The organism is Micromonospora sp. WMMC250, from assembly GCF_027460215.1.
GTDB classification, from domain to species: domain Bacteria; phylum Actinomycetota; class Actinomycetes; order Mycobacteriales; family Micromonosporaceae; genus Micromonospora; species Micromonospora taraxaci.
In genome coordinates this window covers 1-21,185 of the sequence record NZ_JAPZBJ010000001.1, presented here as the reverse complement: position 1 = coordinate 21,185, position 21,185 = coordinate 1, and the positions used below count along the sequence as shown (strand labels likewise).

At 68.4% G+C, this 21,185-nt stretch carries 13 protein-coding genes and 1 pseudogene; 10 read left to right on the top strand and 4 right to left on the bottom strand.

Annotation, left to right across the window (positions count from 1 at the left end; all coding sequences use genetic code 11):
• The first annotated feature begins 3 nt into the window (after positions 1-3).
• The 4 genes from O3438_RS00070 to O3438_RS00055 all read left to right on the top strand — a co-directional run bounded on the left by O3438_RS00070 (position 4) and on the right by O3438_RS00055 (position 3,565).
• Positions 4-330, top strand: coding sequence for an ArsR/SmtB family transcription factor (locus O3438_RS00070; protein WP_269677946.1), 327 nt, complete (start codon positions 4-6; stop codon positions 328-330).
• Entirely contained in the window at positions 330-821 is a 492-nt protein-coding gene (locus O3438_RS00065) for a GNAT family N-acetyltransferase (protein WP_269677945.1), read from the top strand. Before O3438_RS00070 ends, O3438_RS00065 begins: the two co-directional genes overlap by 1 nt.
• 75 nt (positions 822-896) lie before the next feature.
• Positions 897-2,315, top strand: coding sequence for an FAD-dependent oxidoreductase (locus tag O3438_RS00060; RefSeq protein WP_269677944.1), 1,419 nt, complete (start codon positions 897-899; stop codon positions 2,313-2,315).
• On the top strand, positions 2,315-3,565 hold the full coding sequence (locus tag O3438_RS00055; RefSeq protein WP_269677943.1) for an MFS transporter: 1,251 nt from the start codon (positions 2,315-2,317) through the stop codon (positions 3,563-3,565). Before O3438_RS00060 ends, O3438_RS00055 begins: the two co-directional genes overlap by 1 nt.
• A 150-nt stretch (positions 3,566-3,715) precedes the next feature.
• On the opposite strand, the gene O3438_RS00050 is transcribed toward O3438_RS00055, so the two are convergent.
• The 4 genes and pseudogenes from O3438_RS00050 to O3438_RS00035 form a co-directional block, all read right to left on the bottom strand.
• On the bottom strand, positions 3,716-4,693 hold the full coding sequence (locus O3438_RS00050; protein WP_269677942.1) for a hypothetical protein: 978 nt from the start codon (positions 4,691-4,693) through the stop codon (positions 3,716-3,718).
• Positions 4,694-5,262: 569 nt separating this feature from the next.
• Positions 5,263-5,844 carry a hypothetical protein gene (locus O3438_RS00045; RefSeq protein ID WP_269677941.1) on the bottom strand — a complete coding sequence of 194 codons (582 nt, stop codon included), beginning with the start codon at positions 5,842-5,844 and terminating at the stop codon, positions 5,263-5,265.
• Entirely contained in the window at positions 5,834-6,169 is a 336-nt protein-coding gene (locus tag O3438_RS00040; RefSeq protein ID WP_269677940.1) for a hypothetical protein, read from the bottom strand. Before O3438_RS00040 ends, O3438_RS00045 begins: the two co-directional genes overlap by 11 nt.
• Positions 6,170-6,830: 661 nt before the next feature.
• Positions 6,831-7,271: pseudogene (locus tag O3438_RS00035) on the bottom strand (transposase family protein); the annotation flags it as partial.
• Between the two features lie 1,735 nt (positions 7,272-9,006).
• Here O3438_RS00035 and O3438_RS00030 point away from each other — a divergent pair.
• The 6 genes from O3438_RS00030 to O3438_RS00005 form a co-directional block, all read left to right on the top strand.
• Positions 9,007-10,383: a cation:proton antiporter gene (locus tag O3438_RS00030; protein ID WP_269677939.1), complete on the top strand. Its 1,377-nt coding sequence runs from the start codon at positions 9,007-9,009 to the stop codon at positions 10,381-10,383.
• 506 nt (positions 10,384-10,889) lie between these two features.
• Complete coding sequence (locus O3438_RS00025) at positions 10,890-12,029, top strand: acyl-CoA dehydrogenase family protein (protein ID WP_269677938.1); 1,140 nt, start codon at positions 10,890-10,892, stop codon at positions 12,027-12,029.
• Positions 12,026-13,510 (top strand): amino acid adenylation domain-containing protein, encoded by a 1,485-nt coding sequence (locus O3438_RS00020; protein WP_269677937.1) that lies wholly within the window; start codon positions 12,026-12,028, stop codon positions 13,508-13,510. The genes O3438_RS00025 and O3438_RS00020 overlap by 4 nt, the downstream gene beginning before the upstream one ends.
• Positions 13,511-13,721: 211 nt before the next feature.
• On the top strand, positions 13,722-14,006 hold the full coding sequence (locus O3438_RS00015) for a hypothetical protein (protein WP_269677936.1): 285 nt from the start codon (positions 13,722-13,724) through the stop codon (positions 14,004-14,006).
• Between the two features lie 8 nt (positions 14,007-14,014).
• On the top strand, positions 14,015-15,361 hold the full coding sequence (locus O3438_RS00010; RefSeq protein WP_269677935.1) for an NAD(P)/FAD-dependent oxidoreductase: 1,347 nt from the start codon (positions 14,015-14,017) through the stop codon (positions 15,359-15,361).
• A 186-nt stretch (positions 15,362-15,547) separates the two neighbouring features.
• The coding region (locus tag O3438_RS00005) for a type I polyketide synthase (protein ID WP_269677934.1) at positions 15,548-21,185 on the top strand (5,638 nt) is incomplete at its 3' end.

Below are 21,185 nucleotides of genomic sequence, written 5' to 3'. Positions count from 1 at the left end.
GTTGTGGACGAGTTGCTCGACCGGAGCACCGCGCAGCAGTACGCATCGTGGTTCCGGGCCCTCGCGGACCCGACCCGGGTCCAGATCGTCGAGTACCTCGCCCGCCATGCCCGACCGATGAACGTCGGCGAGATCGTCGCCGCGATCGGCCTGGCCCAGTCCACCGTCTCCCAACATTTGAAGATCCTCACCGACGTGCGGTTCGTGCTCGTCGAGGCGGTCGGCACCGCCCGGCACTACCGGATCAACGACGCCTGCGTCGACTGCTTCCCCTCCGCCGCCGACGTCGTCATGGGCCGACCCGCCCCCCACCCGAACGGAGCCTGCTGATGGCCGACATCACTGTTCGCCCCATGACGGCCGGCGACGCCGCACGGGTGCTCGCCATCTACCAGGCCGGCCTCGACGGCGGCGACGCCAGCTTCGAGACCACGGCGCCGACCTGGGCCCAGTTCGACGCCGGCAAACTGCCCGAGCACCGCCTCGTCGCCGCCGACGACACGGTGTTCGGGTGGGTCGCCGTCTCACCCACCTCCGCCCGCGCGGTCTACGCCGGCGTGGTCGAGCATTCCGTCTACGTCGACCCCGCCGCCCGAGGCCGCGGCGTCGCCCGCGCGCTCTTGGAGGCCCTGATCGCCTCCACCGAAGCCGCCGGCGTCTGGACCATCCAATCAGGTGTCTTCGGCGAGAACACCGCCAGCCTCCACCTGCACGAACGCGCCGGCTTCCGGGTCATCGGCGTGCGCGAGCGGGTCGCCCGCCACCACGGCCGGTGGCGCGACGTGATCCTGCTGGAACGCCGCAGCCCCGTCATCACCTGACCCACCCTCCCCTCAGGCGCATGGCCGCCGTCTACCTGTTTGATTCGACAACTCTCGACACAGAGGAGATACCTGATGAGCACCCTGGATGACCTGCCCGTCGTGGTGATCGGCGCCGGCCCGGTCGGCCTGGCCACCGCCGCGCACCTGCACGAGCGTGACCTGCCGTTCCTCGTCCTAGAGGCCGGCGACACCCCCGCCGCCGCAGTGCGGCAGTGGGGACATGTCCGGGTCTTCTCCCCCTGGCGGTACAACATCGACCCCGCCGCCCGCCGGCTCCTCGACGACGCCGCCTGGGTCGCCCCCGACCTGGAGGCCCTGCCCACTGGCGCGGAACTGGCCGGCGACTATCTCCAGCCCCTGGCGGAGTTGCCGCAACTCAAGCCGCACGTGCGCTACGGCGCCCGGGTCGAGGCGATCAGCCGCGTCGGCCTGGACCGGCTGCGCACCGCCGGCCGCGACAGCACGCCGTTCCTGATCCGCCTCGCCGACGGCCAGGAGGTGCTCGCCCGCGCGGTCATCGACGCGTCCGGGACCTGGGGCACTCCGAACGTCCTCGGCGCCTCCGGCCTGCCAGCCCGGGGTGAGGCTGACGTCGCGGCGCACCTCGAGCACGCGCTGCCTGACGTCCTCGGCGCCGACCGGGACCGGTTCGCCGGCCGGCACACCCTCGTCGTCGGCGCCGGTCACTCCGCCGCCAACACCCTGCTCTCCCTCGCCGACCTCGCCGCCGAACATCCAGGCACCGCCGTGACCTGGGCAATCCGCACCACCTCACCGGCGCGCACCTACGGCGGCGGCGACGCTGACGCCCTCCCGGCACGCGGCGCCCTCGGCTCCCGGCTACGCGCGCACGTCGACGCCGGCCGGATCCGCCTGCTCACCGGCTTCGCCGTGCACGCCCTCACCCCCACCGACGGCCGGGTCAGCGTGGTGGTGCGGCACGCCGACGGCAGCGAAGAGTCCATCTCCGTGGACCGGATCGTCGCGGCGACCGGCTTCCGGCCCGACCATACGATCGCCGCCGAGCTGCGCCTCGACCTAGACCCGGTCATGGGCGCCACCCGCGCCCTCGCCCCGCTGATCGACCCCAACGAGCACTCCTGCGGCACCGTGCCCCCACACGGCGTCAACGAGCTCACCCACCCCGAGCCGGGCTACTACGCCGTCGGCATGAAGTCCTACGGGCGGGCGCCGACGTTCCTCATGGCCACCGGCTACGAGCAGGTCCGCTCCGTCGTCGCCGCCCTCGCCGGCGACTGGAGCGCCGCCCACGACGTCCAACTCGACCTGCCCGAAACCGGGGTGTGCAACAGCAACCCGGACGTGTCCGCCAACGCCGACAGCTGCTGCGGGCCAGCCCCGGCCACCCCGAGCTCCGGACGAGGCCTGGCCACCGGCATCGCCGGCGGGCTGCGCGCCGCACCCTTGAGCCTGCTCACCCTCGACGCCGCCCCCGCCGACGCGCAAACCGGCGGCTGCTGCAGCAGCTGATGCCCACCACCATCACGGTGCCCGCCGACGCAGCCGTCGGCGGGCACCACCGGTGGCGGATCGTCGCCGCCCTCGCCGTCACCTCCACCATCGGCTACGGCACCCTCTACTACGCCTACGCCGTCCTGCTCACCCCGATGGCCGCCACCCTCGGCACCTCCACCACCGCGGTCACCAGCGCGCTCACCGCCTCGGTGCTCGCCGGCGCGCTCGCAGCGATCCCCGTCGGCCGGTGGCTGGATCACCACGGCGGACGCGCGCTGATGACCACCGGCTCGATCACCGCCACCGCCCTGCTCGTGGCGTGGTCCCAGGTCCACACCATCGGACAGCTGTACGGAGTGATGATCGGCATCGGGATCACCGGCGCGATGGTCCTCTACGAACCCGCCTTCGCCGTCATCGTCGCCTGGTTCACCCCCGACCGACGCGCCACCGCCCTGCTCGCCGTCACCATCGTCGCCGGATTCGCCAGCACCATCTTCATGCCCCTGACCGGCGTCCTTGCCGCCCACCTCGGCTGGCGCGGCACGTTACTCGTCCTCGCCGCCGTCCACGGCGCGGTAACCGTCCCTTTGCACGGACTCACCATCCGCCGGCCCCCACCGGCAGCAACGACCAAGCCCGCGAGCCCGACCCGGCCAGGACACCCCCAGCGGCGCGCCGTCGCCCGGGCCGCGATGCGCGACGCCCGGTTCTGGATCCTCGCCGCGACCCTGATCGCGCACGGCGCGGCCACCAGCACCATGACCGTGCACCTCATCGGCTACCTCATCAACCGTGGACATCCCGCCACTGTCGCGGCCACCATGACCGGACTGCTCGGCGTCCTGTCCGTCACCGGACGACTCGTCCTCACCGCCGCCCGAAGACGCCTGCGCGTCACCACCATCGTCGCCGCGGTCTTCGCCATCCAAGCCTGCGCCGTGCTCGCCATGCAGCTGCTCGCTGGCACCCGCACTGGCGCGGTCATCACCGTCGTCGGCTTCGGACTCGGCTTTGGTATCACCAGCCTCGCCACCCCCGCCATGCTCACCGACCGGTACGGCACCACCGCCTACGCCACCATCGCCGGACGACTCACCGCACCCGTCACCATCGCCAAAGCCACCGCACCCCTCGCCGCCGCCACCCTCCTGCACACCACCGCCGGATACACACCCCTGCTCACCGCCGTCGCCGGATGCTGCGCCCTCGCCGCCATCGGCATGCTCACCCGCACCACCACGTCACCCACCCCTGTCAGCTAGACGGAGTACGCACGACGCCGGCGCCTTGCCATCTGCCAGAGCGAGGAGGGCGAGCTTCGCCGCCACCGTGCTCAGCCCTAGCCCGATTCGGGGGCGCTTGGCTCCACAAAGCCCGCTCCGTGGCGCAGGTACCGCGGCATTGCGGTACGGCTATGCCTCCCAGCCCTCCTGCCAGGAAGGCAGGACAAGGTGTTTCCCCAACTCGGCGACTCGAAGAGCCACACTGATTACGAACTGGTGGCAGAAGTCGAACTCGCTGGAGCTGGGCGCGTATCTCTGGCTCCGCGAGACCTGGCGTCCAGCGCCGGTGTAGAAGAGCTCGGGTGTGAGTTGTTGAAACCGGTGATACTCCCGGAAGTCGATCCTCAGGGCGATCATCCGCAGGGCGCGCTGCCCTTCGGACGTCACCCGGGTCATCCAATCGATCTGTTCGACTAGTCGCTCCTGTGCTCGGCTAAGTCCCGCGTAGGGCCGTTCCACAGAACGAACGGCTGCCTCGATACCTCCCCGGCTCATAGGGCGGGAGAGTCGGGGACCAAAGGTGAACGCTGGGCCACTGAACCCTTGGGGATAGATGTGTTCATGCACCAACTGGTCGAACGCCTCTACCAACAGCGCCATGGCCTCTGGGCGATCCCCGGCGATGTGGGCATCGACCGCTGCCCTAACCTTCGCTCGCGCTTCAGGTTGGTGGATGAGGTCGGTCATATCGATACCGCTGTACTCGAGACCGAACACCTTGGGCGTGTTGTCCTCGAAGAACGCAGCGACGTCGGCGCGGGCCTGTTCGATGGCTGCGAGCCCCGGCATCTGCCCGACGTGCTTGAACCCGTTACGGAGGCGGTTCAGCCGGTCCATCCCCACCTTGCCGGATAGATCCACACCACCGCTGAGCTTCTTCGGTTGCAACTCCGCCCAGTACTTCATGAACTGAATGTGGTCGGGGAGGTTAGCACCGAGGTGTTCGCCTGCCAGGACCAAGAAGTGCTCCACGGCGTCGTGAAACGACAGGACGCTGGTGAAGGTCATCGGCTCCGGCAGATGCGTCTGGTCAACGCCCTGTTGGTGAAGCAGGCGGATGAACGCGAGCGGTGCCATGGTCTGCGGGTCGATCGTCGGGGGAATCATCGGTTCCTCGATCTGATGCGGTTGACGACCGGAGGGTACGTGCACGGTCTGACACAGCCGGATACCTCCGACCCGTTACCGCAGATGGAAAAGCGCCTACCGGCAACGGCTCCGTCGGGCTTGTACGCCGTCGTCCGCTGAACACAGTGCGGACATGATCCAAGCAGGGACTGACGCGCAGGTCATCGGCTCCAGCGGCAGGCTCGCGTGTGACGCGGGAACGGTGACGCTCGAACTGATCACCTCGGATAGATCGGGGACTTGTCAGGCTGTGCCGGTGGCCATGGAAGCCCTCGCTGTTCGACGGCCAGTGGGTGTGACTGACCAGTGAGGGCTGCCAGAGCGGTGGCGACATCCTGGATGTCGGCTTTGATGTACATGGTGGTAGCGGGTCCGCGGCTGTCGGTGCGTCCGGCGTAGGCGCGGGCCACACCGTAGCCGAAATGCCGCTCCACCCAGGTCAGGGTGGTGTGGCGCAGCCAATGCGTGGAGATCCCCTGGGCGGCGACCCACGGCAACTGCCGGCCGATGCGAGCCCACAGCAGGTCGTAGCGGCGTTAGGTGGCGGGTTAGCGGTTGCGGTAGCGCAGCAGCGCGTCGGTGGGCAGCACCACCTCACGGGCACGGGCGTGCTCTGCAAGACGGGCAGCGAGCGCCGGCGTGATCGGCTGCCACCGTTGCGTGCCACCCTTCTCCGCCAACCGGATCAGGGAGTGCGCGGTGTCGAGGTCGATCAGGCGCAGTGCCAGGGCGCCGCCGCGTCGGCAGGCGGTTTCGGTGGGCAGCCGCAGCAGCAGGGCGTCGAGGATGATGTCGTTGCCGCCGCGGCGGACGGCCCGGTTGATCTCCTCCAGCTCGTGCGGGGTCAGGGCGCGGCGGGTGTTGGGCTGCCGGCGGGGTTTGCGCACCCCGTGGGCGGGGCTGTCCACGGCCGCGAGGTGACCGTCGGCGATGGCCCGGTTGTAGAAGGCACGGGCCGCGGCCATGAAGTGCTCCCCGGCGTGCCGGCCCAGGCGGGATTTGCGCCGGGACCGGGCGCCGGCGGTGGATGGCACGACACGCACATCGGTGCGGGTGAGGTCGGCGGGAGTGAGGCCAAGGTGCTCCAGCAGCGCCCTTGCCGTTGCGACGCGGTCCGGGTCAGCGGCCATCGGAGTTGTTCCTGAGGATCCGCGCGTGCAGGTCCGCCAGCGCCTCGGCGATGGTGTGTGAGGCGTGCACAACAAGCAGATTCCGACCCGGGAGGGCGGCCAGGAGCACCGGTTCACCCGCGGTGATGCCGCAGAGGTAGCGGGCGGCGGCCGGCAGGGGCAGTTCCTCGCGGGTGCCCACGACGTGCGCACCGGCTGGCGTCGGGGTGATGAGGATGGCGGCGTGCACGACGTCGACGTGTAGGGCGAGGCAGGGGAGTCCAGCCCAGAGCGCGCAGCAGCGGGCGAGCGGTGACCCGCCCAGCGGCATCCGGACGGGCCACATCGAACAGCACATCGGTTGTCTGGCCAGCGGGTGACGGCAACGTCGGCAGGGCGCCGATTCCGGCGGTGTGACCGGCAGCGGGACGGGAATGAGCGCCTCGACGATCTGCTCAACGTCGCGGTGTGGGGGGTGCGGTCGGCGGCTCATGACCGCCGCCAGCAGAGTCGCACCGATATCAGCGCAGCAGGAACCGTCCCCCGATGGTCGCTATACGCGTGGGTGCTTGTCTTTGGTGAATGATTCGCGGAGACCGGTTGATCTCTCGCGAATCCCCACAAAAACTGGTGTCCGAGGGGGGAGAATACATATTTAGAGCATCCACGCTTAGCGTGGGTGTTCATGCATTCAACTTACCAGCTCACGGGACTGAGACAAAGCATCCCACCCCAGCTCCTTGATAGGGCGGCCATGACAGTGCTGTGAACTCTCCACAAAAAGTCGAACCAAACTACTGGCTCGATGAACTGCAATCTATTCCCGTCGCCACAATGCCTTCGACCGAGTCGAATAACTCGGTAGTCGTGCGAGCCTGCAGATGACCCTGGGATCACAGTGGCGGCTGCGCCCTGACCAGTGCGATCCGTCGGTCGCAACCTCGCTGGCAGCGCCCTAAGGGCTGTCTCGTAACTGGGTGGAGCGTTGGCTGGGGCTGGGTCTGTGGTCACCAGGTCAGGGCGATGTTGTGGAGGTTGGCGATGCCGGAAGCGGCAGCGGTCAATGTGCGGGCGGCGCGGCGGTAGTCGCGCAGGATCTTCCAGTTCTTCATCCTGGCCAGGGTGTGTTCAACCTGTGCTCGGACGGTGCGGTGCTGGGCATTCAGGTCCTGCTTCCGGGCCGGTAGTGGGCTGCCGTCGCGGTTCTTGCGGTAGGGGATGATCACCTCGGGATTGCCGCGGTAGCCGCCGCCGGCCATGACGGGCCGTCCGGCCAACTTCTGGTCAATGCCGGAGGTGCGGTAGACGATCGTGTCGTTGCGGTTGCCCGGCTGGGGCTCGCCGACGGCGATGACCAGGCGGGTGTAGGCGTCGATGGACACTTGCAGGTTCGTCGAGTACCGGTAGTTCTTGCTCGGCGCCGCGAGGCGGTGGTCCCGAGTCGGCAGGCGTCGGCGCGCCGCCGAGTAGTTGCTCAGCCGTCAGTCCCAGCCGGCCCAACAGCAGCCGCACCGCCTCTAATTCGTTGCTGCCTGCAACCACAGGTGCGTCGTCGGTCATAGTTCCACATTCCTAAGCATATTCGTCCAGACTTCCGAATGCCCGATCGAGCCAACTCATCGTGTTGGTCCGGAACACTCCAGAACGCTGGTCTGCCGCGATCAACAATCGATCCCCCACGACAATGCCTAGCTCGCTCTGAACGAACAGCGGAAGGTGCATATGACCTTGCGGGGTAATTGACCAATTGCCCGCCTTGTCGAGGGTGACGGTAACGGTCTCAACTCCTGTCACGAAATTCACACATTGGGCTGGAAGCCATTGCAGTATTCGAAGCGCGGATCGATCAGCCAGACGGCCGCGCCTATCACAAACACCGAGACAGTAGTAGTTTGACGATCTGTTTAGACGCTTGAAGGGTTTGGAGAGCGGGAGGCCGGGCGGGTCTAACCGAGTGAAGGTATCAACGTCGTCAGATGACTGCGCATCGTTTATCCAACCCAGGTGAAGGCTGGGCTGAATCTTGAGCTAGCCGGGATGCCTCGCCTCGCTCCTTCTATCAGAAAGCTGCCTTCAATGGCTCTCCGGCCACCTTGTCGCGATCGCGTCGTTAGAGCATCGCTACGGCATTGATATCGGCCGACCACTTTGCTTGTCTGCCCATAGGCGCCTTCTTCGGTCCGCCACCAGGGTGACCTGCTGACGCTCGGATCGCTCTGGGAGGTTAGCGCTCAGAGTCTCTGCACACTTTGCGAAACACCAGAAATCTGGCCACCGATGGTTGATTTGGAAGAGTGGTGAATATACGTCGGCGGTGACGCGGGCGCTCGGTTCGGATGGCTCTGCCATGACGAATCACCCCACTTCCACCTGCTCGCGGACACCCCGGCCCCGCGCTGGTCGGCTTGCACCGTTGACCATGCCGCTTGTGGCAGTGCTCGCGGACATCGCCTGGGTATGCCTGGTGGCGCGCGGCACCCTCAACCCCGCTGACGGAGTCCCCACCTGCCGATCGTTCACGGGCCAAGCCGCAGTGCACCACGGTCAGGTCTCGGTCGCTGTGTCGCCCCGCGGTACCAGCCCGCCGTTCGACCCGTGCATCCCGATCGACCGCAGCGAATCATATATCCGGACGATCCGACATCATCGGTCACGCCTGTTGACATTGCCAATTGGCGATGTTCATGATGGCCGGGCGACCGTCGGCGGCGTAAACGAAACATGCCAAGCGTCCACAGCCGTGAAGGTGGACGCTTGACCGGCGGCCGGGGGGGAGGGCCGGACAGTCACGAGGACGGTTCCGGCGGCACGGTTCGCGGCGACTGCCTGCCGCAGCAAGATCACCCACCGCTCCGTCGACGTGCGAAGGTTCTCCGCATCGTGCCGCCCCGACGTGCCCTCCGTGCACCAGGACCGTCGCTGGTCGCCGCCGACATGTGGCCCACCCAGCTAGAAAAAGGAGCGCAGCTGCTGCCCTCCGTCGACCACCGCACTCACCCTGGCTGCACTTCCGCCGCGGCTAAGACCGACCCCCGCCCCGACAGTCCGTCCTCTCGCTCGGCCACACCCTGCACCTGAGGCACTCCGCCATCCGCAAACCGCACCTCTCCGGTGCGGCAGTCCTGGGAGGCTACGTTGGCGCTCGCAGTTCCCGTTGCACCGGTTGCGGCTCATCCGCTGCTGGTGTTCCTCCTCCAGATCAGCCTGCTCCTGTTGCTGGCACTACTGCTCGGAAGGCTCGCCGTGCGGCTCGGCATGCCGGCGGTCGTCGGTGAGCTGTGCACCGGTGTGCTCCTCGGTCCATCCGTGCTCGACCACCTCGCACCGAGCCTCGCCGGCTGGTTGCTGCCCAAGGACCCAAGCCAGTTCCATCTACTCGACGTGGTCGGGCAACTTGGCGTGCTGCTGCTGGTCGGCATCACCGGCACCGAGGTCGACGCTGCCCTGGTACGGCGCCGCGGTAGCACCGCCGCGCGCATCAGCGTGGCGGGATTCATCGTGCCGCTGGGCCTGGGTATCGCGACCGGCTACCTGCTGCCGACCTCACTTCTAGCCGACGACGGAGACCGCACCGTCTTCGCCCTGTTCCTCGGCGTCGCGATGTGCGTCAGCGCTATACCCGTTATCGCGAAGACCCTGATAGACATGAATCTGCTGCACCGCAATATCGGTCAGCTGATCCTGTCCGCAGGCATGGTGGACGACGTCTTCGGGTGGCTGATGCTGTCTGTCGTGTCAGCGATGGCCACCACCGGCCTGCACGCCGGCGAGGTCGGCCTGTCACTGACGTACCTGGCGGCGGTGCTGATCCTGGCAGCGCTGGTAGGCAGGCCCATCGTCCGCGTCGCACTGCGCATGAGCGCCCGATCGTCCGACTCCGGGCCCGTGGTTGCCACCGCCGTAGTGCTCGTGCTGCTGGGTGCCGCTGCTACGCACGCGCTCGGACTCGAAGCCGTGTTCGGGGCCTTCGTCGTCGGCATCCTCATCGGCACCTGTGCCCCGAGTAGCTCGCAGCCCGCCACCACGGCCCTGCGACCGCCCACGGCAGATTCCAGCGGGCGGACAAAGCAATTCACTCTCGCCCGGCTCGCCCCGTTGCGGGCGGTCGTGCTCGGTGTACTCGCACCACTGTTCTTCGCCACAGCGGGGCTACGGATGGACCTGACCGCCCTGGGAGAACCAGTGGTCCTCGCCGCCGCGATCCTCGTCCTTGCCGTCGCGATCCTCGGCAAGTTCGCTGGTGCCTACATCGGCGCACGGGCCAGCCGAATGAACCGGTGGGAGGCCCTGGCACTGGGCGCAGGCATGAACGCCCGTGGTGTCATCGAAGTCATCGTCGCGATGGTCGGGCTCCGCCTCGGCGTCCTGAGCACGGCCGCCTACACCATCATCGTCCTGGTAGCGATCGCGACGTCGCTCATGGCGCCGCCCCTGCTGCGCTACGCCATGCGGCGGGTGGACTACACCTCCGAGGAGCAACTGCGCGAACGCAACCATGACCAGCCCGACGGTGCCGCCTCTACGACTCGATCCAAACTGGCCGAAGGACCCGGCACGTGAGACGCGCTCCTGCGACTGGCCAGGCGACAGGCGAACATCGCGCCCATCGCCGCGCATGCTCTGCTCCGGCGCGCGGGATCGCTGATCGCCCATTAAGGACAAAGCTTCGTGAGCTGGGCAGTTACCGGCGCCACGTGCCCTTTATCGAGCTCATTCGCAGTGTTTGTCACCCTCGCAGGAACCCGCTGGTGCCGGGCTCGGCCGCCTGGATGCTCTTGACGAGCCCGCGCGAAGCCAAGTACGTTTCGATAACGATGACATCGGTCGAGATCATCATCATCCGGATCACCGGATGTTACGGGGATTCGCACGACCACATGTGACGTCGGGAATGGACCGGCTCGCCGTAAAGGCGTCAAGCCGGTCACGCACGAGGCATCGCGCAGACGCGACCTCGTCCCCGCCGATCCAGCAAGCATTCAGAAGTGGACTGTTCAGGAACGCGCTGATCGGCAGCCGACGGCGTTCATGGCGGTTCGATGCAACGGGGGAAGGCGTGACAAGCCTTGGACTTCGACCTGACTGCGCAACAACAAGCACGATATGACGATGTGCTGGCCGCGGTACGTGCCAGGCTCGGGACGGTCCGGGAACAGGCCGGCTCCTATTTCAGCCGCGACGACTGGAAAACCGCAGCCGACATCGGGCTGGTAGGCCTGTGCCTACCCACCGACAGCGGTGGCGGCGGGCTCGGCGCGCTCGATACAGCCCTGTGCCTGGAAGCTTTCGGCCACGGCTGCCCCGACACGGGTTTTGTGTTCAGCATCAGCGCTCACCTGTTGGCGTGTGCCGTTCCTGTACGCGACTTCGGCGACAGCCCGGCAGCCGAGCGTTTACTGGCTGGGCTTGCCAGCGGCGAGCTGGTCGCCGCGAACGCGATGACCGAGGACGCGGCCGGGTCCGACGTTGGGCAGCTTGCCGTCACCGCAGACCGGGTGGGCGACGACTACGTCCTCAATGGGGACAAGTCATTCGCGAGCAACGGGCCCGCCGCGGACGTCTTCATCACCTATGCAGTGACCAACCCATCCGCGGGTTTCCTTGGCATCACGGCCTTCGCGGTACCCGCTGGGACGGCCGGTGTGGAAGTCGGGCCCCCACTGGGAAAGCTAGGGCTCGCATCCTGCCCGGCCTCACGGGTCGCGTTTCGTGAATGCCGGGTGCCGGTGGCGTATCGGCTCGGCAGCGAAGGACAAGGCAGCGTCATCTTCCAGCACTCGATGGCGTGGGAACGTGGGTGCCTGTTCGCCGCATATCTGGGGCTAATGGAGCGGCAACTGCAGCAATGCACCGAGCACGCCCGCAGGCGGCGTCAGTTTGGACGGGCGATCGGCGACTTCCAGGCGATCTCGCATCGCATCATCGGCATGCGGCAACGCCTGGAGAGCAGCCGACTGTTGCTGTACCGGGCCTGCTGGCTGCTGGACGGTGGCCGTGATCACACCACGGCCGTGGCCTTGGCCAAGATAGCGGTCTCCGAGGCTGCCGTCGCCAACAGCATCGACGCAGTGCAAATTTTCGGTGGAGCCGGCTATCTCACCGCCACTGGGGTCGAGCAGCAACTACGCGACAGCATCCCCGCCACCATCTTTTCCGGCACCAACGAGATCCAGCGCGAGATCATCGCCCGAGAGGCGCGGCTGTGAACCTACACCAGCTCGTCATCGACATGGCCGCTGCGGAACCCGACAACCTCGCCGTCACCGACGCCGGGCATGCCGTCACTTACCGCGAACTCGACCAGCACGCCAACACTCTCGCCGCCGTGCTGCGGCACAACGGTGTCGGCCACGGCGACCGGGTGGTGCTATGGGCGGAGAAATCAGTCACCACGGTCGCAGCCATGCAAGCCGTCCTGCGGCTTGGCGCAGCTTATGTTCCCGCTGAGACCAACACACCGATCGCGCGGGTAGCGGCTATGGCTCGAGACTGCGCCGCTTCCGCAGTCCTGACTACGCCGGACTTGTCCGGTCGGATCCGCACCGAACTCGAGCCCAGCACCGTCTGCCTAGATTTTACCGATACAGACTCTCGGGCACGGTCGTTCCATGAACCTGTCGCAGCCGACGACTTGGCGTACATCCTCTACACCTCAGGATCGACCGGCAGGCCCAAAGGCGTGTGCGTCAGCCACCGCAATGCCCGCGCCTTCGTCGATTGGGCGGCCAGTGAACTGCAGCCCCTGCCCGCGGACCGGTTCGCCAACCACGCCCCCTTGACCTTCGACCTTTCCGTGCTCGACCTGTACGCGGCATTCTCCGGCGGCGCGTGCGTATGCCTGATCCCGAGCCACCTGGCTTACGCACCCGCACAACTGGTTCAGCTCTTGCATGACCAACACATCAGCATCTGGTACTCGGTGCCGTCAGCGCTGGCCCTGATGATCCGTGAAGGTGGGCTACTCGACCGGCCCGCGCCGGCGACTTTGCGGGCGGTGTTGTTCGCCGGTGAGCCGTTTGCCATCACCCACGTGCGTCAACTGGCCGGCTGGACCTCGGCCCGGCTACTGAACCTGTACGGGCCGACCGAAACAAACGTGTGCACCTATCACGAACTTGCGGCCGCAGACCTGGACCGCGACCGGCCGGTTCCCATCGGCACCGCCGCCTGCGGAGACCGGGTATGGGCGCAAAACGAGAACGGCAGCGTCGCCGGGCCCGGCGACGAGGGCGAATTACTCGTCGAAGGACCCACCGTGATGCTCGGATACTGGGGCCGGCCACGCCATCAAGGGCCGTACTGCACCGGCGACCTGGTACGTGTGCTGCCTGACGGGGGATTCGACTTCGTGGGCCGGCGCGATCACATGGTGAAGGTACGCGGTCACCGCGTCGAGCTCGGTGACATCGAAGCGGCCCTAACCACCCACCCGGACGTCGCTGAAGCCGTCGCCGTCGTAACTGGAACCGGCGTGGACGCCCGGCTGACAGCATTCGTGCTGCCACACCCCGATCGGCAGCCGGGGACTCTGGCCCTCAGACAGCACTGCGCACAACAGTTGCCGCGCTACATGCTCGTCGACCATGTCCGAACCGTCACGGAACTGCCGCGCACCCGCAACGGCAAGATCGACCGATCGGCGCTGCTGGCCATCGCAGCCCCGTCCCACACAGCCCAGGGCACCTGATGCCGGTTGCGACGGCGCAGACATCCCGGTCCGGCCGTGACCCTCCGCCACCGGCAACATGACGCGCACCGGACGCCTTCCCTGCCACCGCGACCGTCGCGTCCAGGCCGCACCTTCGACCACACGCGGCGGCCGTAGCCACCGCTGGGGACCAAGACCCCGATCATCCGGGCGAATCGCACAACATCGACCTCCTGGGAGGACCCAGCACATGACGCATGACGACATCTCGGCCCAACTCATGGCCTTCATCCGAGAACGGTTCCTGGACGGAGACCAGAAAGGCGAACTGCAGCAGAACACACCACTGCTGGAGTGGGGCGTGCTGAACTCGATGAACACCGCCGTCCTGCTGACGTTCATCCGTGAGGAATTGGGCGCCTCCGTACCCGCCAAGTACGTCAACGCAGAGCACTTCAAAGACGTACGCAGCATCACCGCAATGGTGGTTGACCTTGCGGCCACCCAACAGATGACCAACGTGGGAACGGAGTGAGTGAGCGCATGGAGCCCGAGTTTGACGTCGTGATCATCGGAGGTGGGCCGGCGGGATCCACCGCCGCCGCCTACCTGGCCAAAGCCGGCCTGTCGGTCGCTGTGTTCGAAGGTGAAACCTTTCCCCGCGAGCACGTCGGAGAGTCACTGGTGCCGGCAACGACACGGGTGATGCTGGAGACCGGTGCGATGGCGAAGGTCGACCAGGCGGGTTTCCCGCGCAAGTACGGGGCGGCCTGGACCTCCGCCGACACCCGCACCATCGTCGCCAACGACTTCACCAAGCTCGCGCACGATTTCGGCGCAGCGGAAATTCTGTTCAGCGAGCGTGACCAGCCCGGCGTCGACCGCGACTACACCTACCACGTCGACCGCGGCCGGTTCGACCAGATCCTGCTCGAGCACGCGGAAAGCCTGGGCGCCACAGTGCGGCAAGGCACCCGGGTACTCAACGCCGACTTCGACGACCCGGACGGTGTCACCGTCACTTGCCGCAACGGATCGGACGAGTTCACCACCACCGCGCGGATGCTGGTCGACGCGTCCGGCCGGCAGACCATGCTCGGCCGGCAGATGCGGTTGAAGGTCCCCGACCCGGTGTTCAACCAATACGCGATCCACAGCTGGTTCGAGAACCTGGACCGCAAAGCGCTCACCAGCAACCCCGAAAAGATCGACTACATTTACATCCACTTCCTGCCCATCAAGGACACCTGGGTGTGGCAGATCCCGATCACCGACACGATCACCAGCGTCGGTGTGGTGACGCAGAAGCACCGGTTCGCCTCCGCGAACACCGACCGGGACAAGTTCTTCTGGGACTTCGTATCTAGTCGACCGGAACTCGCCGACGCCCTCAAACAGTCCACCCAGGTGCGCCCGCTGAAGGTCGAAGGCGACTACAGCTACGCGATGCGGCAGATCTGCGGTGACCGGTTCGTGCTCATCGGTGACGCCGCCCGCTTCGTCGACCCGATCTTCTCCAGCGGCGTCAGTGTCGCACTCACCAGCGCCCGATTCGCCAGCCGGGACATCATCGCCGCGTTCGAGGCCGGACAATTTACCCGGGACCGTTTCACGGCCTACGAACAGAAACTGCGCAACGGTGTGCGCAACTGGTACGAGTTCATTTCCGTTTACTACCGGCTCAACATCCTGTTCACCTCGTTCGTCCAGGACCCGCGCTACCGCCTTGACGTCGTCCGACTGTTGCAGGGCGACCTGTACGACGAGTCGGAGCCCGAAGTGCTGCGTGTCATGCGCGAGACCGTGACCGCGGTAGAGAACGACCCCACCCATCTGTGGCACCCCTACCTCGGCACCCTGCGCGCACCCACCGCAGCGCCGGCGTTCTGACCCACCGCCCCGTTCTTCCGGTTCTCGGGCCTGGTGTCGGTCGGCACCGCCCCGCCGTGCACCAGGCCCGAGCCTCCACCCAAGGACACCACGAACCGTCCCGTCACCACCCCGGACCGATGGCGTGGGCCAACGACGTGAGGCGCACCCACCCCGACCGTGCCGACCCGCATCCGGAGGCATCACATGGCCGCCACCTCATCCGCGTTCACCGCCGAGCCCATCGCCGTGGTCGGTGTGGGATGCCGCTACCCGGGCGGTGTGCGCGATCTCGACGCCTTCGGAGCGCAGCTGGCCGCCGGCGCCATCACCGGCCCGGTGCCGCCGCAGCGCTGGGGCCCTGAATTCTGGGACCCCGCCCGCACCCGTGCCGGCACCACCGCCAGCCACGTCGGCGCGTTCATCGACGACATCGACCGGTTCGACCCCGCACACTTCGGGATCGCCCCCCGCGAGGCCGGTTCGCTGGACCCCCAGCAGCGGCTGGTACTGGAGGTCGCCTGGGAGGCTATGTGTGACAGCGGACGGACCCGCGAGCAGTGGGCGGCCACCCGCACGGGCGTGTTCGTCGGCATCCTGGCCAACGACTACGCCCTTCTGCACAGCAAGACACTCGGTATCGCCGGCATCGGCCCCGGATACGCCCCGGGCACCGAGTTCAGCTTCGCAGCCGGCCGGCTAGCACACGCCTTCGATCTGCGCGGCCCGGCCGCCGCAGTGGACACCGCCTGCTCCTCGTCGCTGTTCGCCGTCCACCTGGCCTGCCAAAACCTGCGTGCCGGGGAATGCGACACCGCACTGGCCGGTGGGGTCAACCTGATGCTGGCACCGGAGCTGAGCGTGTTCATGAGCCGGGTGGGGGCGATCTCCCCCACCGGGCGCTGCCGCCCGTTCCACGCCGACGCCGACGGGGTCATCCGCGGTGACGGCTGCGGATTCGTCATCCTCAAACGGTTGAGCGACGCGGTCGCAAACCAGGACCACGTCTACGGTGTCATCCGCGGCTGGGCGGTCAACCAGGACGGGCGCAGCCTCGGCGTGACCGCCCCCAATGCCATGGCCCAGGTCGACCTGCACCAGGCCGCGCTGGCGCACGCGGGGCTGACCGCCGACGACGTCGACTTCGTCGAGGCGCACGGGACCGGCACCCCACTGGGTGACCAGATGGAATTGCTCGCCCTGGGCGAGGCCTACCAGCCGCGCTCAGCGGACACCCGGCCGCTACTGATCGGCTCCAGCAAGGCCGTCTTCGGACACACCGACGCCGCCGCCGGCATCACCGGTCTGCTCAAGGCCTTGTGGATCGTCAACGCCGGGCACGTTCCCGGTCAACCGGACCTCGATCGGATCACCACCGCCGTGGACTGGTCCGGCTCGCGCATCGCCGTGCCCACCGCCGGCACCGACCTACCGGCGCTGAACCGTCCGGTACGGGCCGGGGTCAGCTCTTTCGGGCTCAGCGGCACGAACGTACATGTCATTGTCGAATCGCCGGTCGATGCACCGGCAACCACCGCCGAGCCACCCTCCGCCGGCCCGTACGTGCTGCTGGCTTCCGCGTCGAACAAGGCCGGAGTGCCGCAGCAGCTCGCCGCGCTGCGTGAGCAGGTCTCCACCACCGGCCGGCTCGGTGACCTGCTCGCCTCGGCAGCAACCCGGCGCAGCCACGACAGCCACCGCTACGCTGTGGTCGCCGCCGACCGCGAAAGCCTGACGGCCGCTCTCGACGATTGGGAGCAACACGGCTTCACCGGCACCAGCGAGGCGGCCGACGTGCCGGCACCGGTGCTCGTCTACTCCGGGCAGGGCGGCCAATGGCCGGCCATGGCCGCAGACCTCTACGACCAGGTGCCAGTGGTGCGCGACACGCTGCAGGAGTGTGACGCCCTGATCCGCACCCATGCCTCCTGGTCGCTGGTCGACGAACTGCGCCGCCTGCCCGACTCCCGGCTGGACCGCACCGACATCGCCCAACCGGCCATCTTCGCCGTGCAGGTGGCACTGACCCGCTGGCTGACCGAACGGGGCATCCGGCCCGCCGCGGTGCTGGGGCACAGCGTCGGGGAGGTCGCCGCCGCCCACACCGCCGGCTGCCTGAGCCTCGCCGATGCTGTTCGCCTCATCGTGCACCGCGGCCGGATCCTGCAGGAAACCGCCGGCGCCGGCCGGATGCTCGCCGTGCACGCCGACCCCGCCACCGTCCAGGCCATCCTTGACGACCTCGACGGCGGCGCGGTCATCGGCGCGGTGAACGGCCCCGCAACTGTCATGGTGTCCGGTGGCCACGCCGGCATCGACGCCGCTCAGACCGCCCTGACGACCGCCGGGCTGCGCTCCAAACTGCTTGGCCTGGACTACGCGTTCCACAGTCCGGTGGTGGCGTCGTGCGGGCCGCGACTAGGCCGGGCGCTCACCGATTTACAGCCGGCCGCGCCGTCACTTCGCCTGCTGTCCGCGGTCGACCCGGAGGCCGACAACCCGCACTTGAACGCTGCCTACTGGCAACGCAACCTTACCGACCCTGTCCAGCTGTGGCCGGCCGTCGACCGGCTCCTACGCCAAGACCGGTACTGCCTGGTGGAGGTGGGCCCGCACCCGGTGCTGTCCCGCCCTCTGGCCGAAGCCGTCACCCGCCACCAGCGGCGTGGACCCGTGCTGCACACACTGCGCCGTGACACTCCGGGCGAACGAGCACTGTTGCAGACCCTAGCCCAATTACACGTCGCCGGCCTCCAGGTCGACTGGGAGCAGGTCACCGGCAGACCCCGCCGCTACCACCGGCTGCCGGCACCGTCGTGGGGCGGGGACCGCTACTGGCTGCCCGGGGTGCAACCAGGCCAGCAGAGCGCAGCCGCCACGGTGGCCACGGCGCCGGCAGCAATCCGGCTCAGCATGCTCGACGCTGCTGGCGAGGTCATCGGCGAGATGCTGGCCGCCCCATCGGACCCAACACCGAAGTCGCCGACCGGCGCCACCGCCGACGGCATGCTCGCCCAGGTGACCGCGGCTACACCGACCCCCGCCGCCATCACAGCCGCCCCGGCCCCCGCTGCCATCACGGCCAACCCGACCAGCGCCACACCCGGCGCAGACCTGGCAGACCGGGTCGAAGCAGTGAGTCGCACGGTGCTCGGCCTAAGCCGCGACGACCGCCTGCCGCGCCGCCGCGGACTGTTCGAGCAGGGCATGGACTCACTGACCGCGGTGGAGCTGCGGACCCGGCTGGAGGCCGAATTCGGCCTGCCCCTGCCGGCCACCATCGTGTTCGAGCACCCCACCGTCGACGCACTCGCCGCTCATCTCATCGACGTCGGAGCCGCCACCGACCAGCCCGCCCACCCAGCAGCCGACCCACCGCCCGCGGCGCAGCAGCCGGCGGCCGACGATTCCACCATCACCGCTGACGGCACCGAGCACCCCGAGACCGACGCCGACGCCGACGCCGTGGCAGTCGTCGGCCTGGCCTGCCGGCTGCCGGGAGCCGACACCCCGCAGGAGTTCTGGGAACTGCTGCGTGCGGGCCGCGACGCGATCGGCGAACTGCCGGCAGCACGGCGCGCCGACCCCATCTGGGCCGAGGCGGACACGCAGGTACCCACCCGCGGCGGGTTCCTCGGTGACGTAGCCGGCTTCGACGCCGAGTTCTTCCGCATCTCCCCGCGTGAAGCCCGGTCACTGGACCCGCAACAACGGCTGATGCTCGAGGTCGCCTGGGAGGCACTCGAGGACGCCGGGCACCCCGCCGCCGGGTTGGCCGGCCGGCCGGTCGGGGTGTACCTGGGCTTAAACACCGCCGACTACCAGCAACTACTCACCCGTGACATGCAGCAGGTCGACCACTTCTACGGCACCGGCACCTCCTTCGCCGCCACCGCCGGACGCATCTCCTACGTCCTGGGGCTGCGCGGACCGAGCATCGCGGTCGACACGGCCTGCTCGGCGTCGCTGACCGCCCTGCACCTTGCGTGCCAAGGGCTGCGCAACGGTGACTGCGAGGTCGCCGTCGTCGGCGGCGCCAACGTCATCGTCGCTCCCACCGTGTCCGTGTCCATGTCGGCCGCCGCAGCGCTCGCCCCCGACGGGCGGTGCAAGACCTTCGACGACGCCGCCGACGGATACGGGCGCGGCGAAGGCGCGGTGGCGTTCATCCTCAAACCGCTACACGCCGCCAACCGCGACGGCGACCGCGTCTACGCAGTGGTGCGCGGCACCGCCATCAACCAGGACGGCGCCAGCGGCGGCATGACCGTTCCCAACGCCGCCGCCCAGGTCGCCGTCATCCGGCAAGCGCTCAGCCGGGCCGGGTGGGCGCCGCACGAGGTGGACTACGTCGAAGCCCACGGCACCGGCACCCCGCTCGGCGACCCGATCGAGGTACGCGCCCTGGCCGAAGCCCTCGGCCCGGGCCGCAAGCCCGACACACCACTACTGATCGGATCCGCCAAGGCCAACCTGGGCCACCTCGAGGCAGCCGCCGGCGTCGCCGGTCTCCTCAAGGCCATCCTCGCGCTACACCACGGCCAGATCCCGCCCCACCCCCTGAACCGGCCGTCCACCCGAATCGACTGGGACCACCTTCCCGTCACCATCGCGACCACCAGCCAGGGGTGGCCACACTCGGACAGGCCCGCACGGGCCGGCGTCAGCGCCTTCGGGTTCAGCGGCAGCAACGCCCACGTCCTGATCGAACAGGCGACCGCGTCCACCGCGCAGCCGCCGACACCAGCTCGCCCGGCACCGCCCTACGTATTGCCGATCACCGCCGCCACACCGCAGGCCCTGGCCCGCGCAGCCGAGCTGATGGCCGTCCGCCTGTCCACCAGCGGCGACGACCTGGACGACATCGTATACACCGCCGCGCACCGGCGGTCCTGGCTCGAGCACCGGCTCGCCGCCGTCGGCAACACCGCCGCCGACCTGGCCGGTGCCCTGCACCAGGCGGCCCGCGGCGAGCCGCCAGCACACGTACGCATCGGGCATACCCCGGACGGCCACGCCCGCACCGTCGCGTTCTGGTACGGGCCCGAGCTTCCCCCGCGCCAGACCCGGCAGCAGCTGGCCGCTGCACCGGACTACAGCCGGGCGCTGGCCACCTGCGCCACCGCCCTGGCAGCCTTGACCGCAAGCACGCCCGACCTGCACGCCGACCCGCCCATCGAACTGCACGCCGCCTACCTGTTCTGTCACCAGGTGGCCGCGACCATGCTGTGGGCAGCCGTCGGAGTCGCGCCTCACGGCGTCGTCGGGCACGGCGCCGGGCAGATGGCGGCCGCCTGGGCAGCCGGTCAGCTGGGCATAGACGACGCGTTGCGGATGCTGCTGCAGCCCGGCGCCGACGTCGCGCTGCACGACGCACGTATCCCGCTGCTGTGCGCCGACACCGCCGAGCCGGCCGCCACCACCGGCCAACTCACCGCCCGCGCCACCGCCCACCCGGCAGGCAGCACCGAAGGCTGCGCCCAACGGATCAGCGCAGCACATCTCGACACCGTCGTCGACGCCGGCTTCGGACCGGCACCACTACCTGTCGACGCCCAGTGCGAAGTACGCGCCGACGACCCGCTGTACCACCTCGCGCTGACCGCGGCCGAGCTGGTCGTCAACGGTGCAGTCGTCACCGGAGGCGGCCTACCCCGCCGGCCGGTCAGCCTGCCCGGCTACCCGTGGCAACGCCGCCACCACTGGTACCGCGCCACGGCAACGGAAACCGGCCGGCCGCTGCTGCCGTCGGTGATCACGGCGGCGACTGCGCAGGCAGTGCGGCGGCGCGCCGACCAGCTGCGGGCCTTCGTGGCCGACAACTCCAACGTGTCGGTCGCTGACA

What these genes read in the sequence shown, in the direction of transcription:
- O3438_RS00065 (WP_269677945.1), top strand. Translation starts at nt 330, where the DNA reads ATGGCCGACATCACTGTTCGCCCCATGACGGCCGGCGACGCCGCACGG.
- O3438_RS00060 (WP_269677944.1), top strand. Translation starts at nt 897, where the DNA reads ATGAGCACCCTGGATGACCTGCCCGTCGTGGTGATCGGCGCCGGCCCG.
- O3438_RS00055 (WP_269677943.1), top strand. Translation starts at nt 2,315, where the DNA reads ATGCCCACCACCATCACGGTGCCCGCCGACGCAGCCGTCGGCGGGCAC.
- O3438_RS00050 (WP_269677942.1), bottom strand. Translation starts at nt 4,693, where the DNA reads ATGATTCCCCCGACGATCGACCCGCAGACCATGGCACCGCTCGCGTTC.
- O3438_RS00045 (WP_269677941.1), bottom strand. Translation starts at nt 5,844, where the DNA reads ATGGCCGCTGACCCGGACCGCGTCGCAACGGCAAGGGCGCTGCTGGAG.
- O3438_RS00040 (WP_269677940.1), bottom strand. Translation starts at nt 6,169, where the DNA reads ATGTGGCCCGTCCGGATGCCGCTGGGCGGGTCACCGCTCGCCCGCTGC.
- O3438_RS00015 (WP_269677936.1), top strand. Translation starts at nt 13,722, where the DNA reads ATGACGCATGACGACATCTCGGCCCAACTCATGGCCTTCATCCGAGAA.
- O3438_RS00010 (WP_269677935.1), top strand. Translation starts at nt 14,015, where the DNA reads ATGGAGCCCGAGTTTGACGTCGTGATCATCGGAGGTGGGCCGGCGGGA.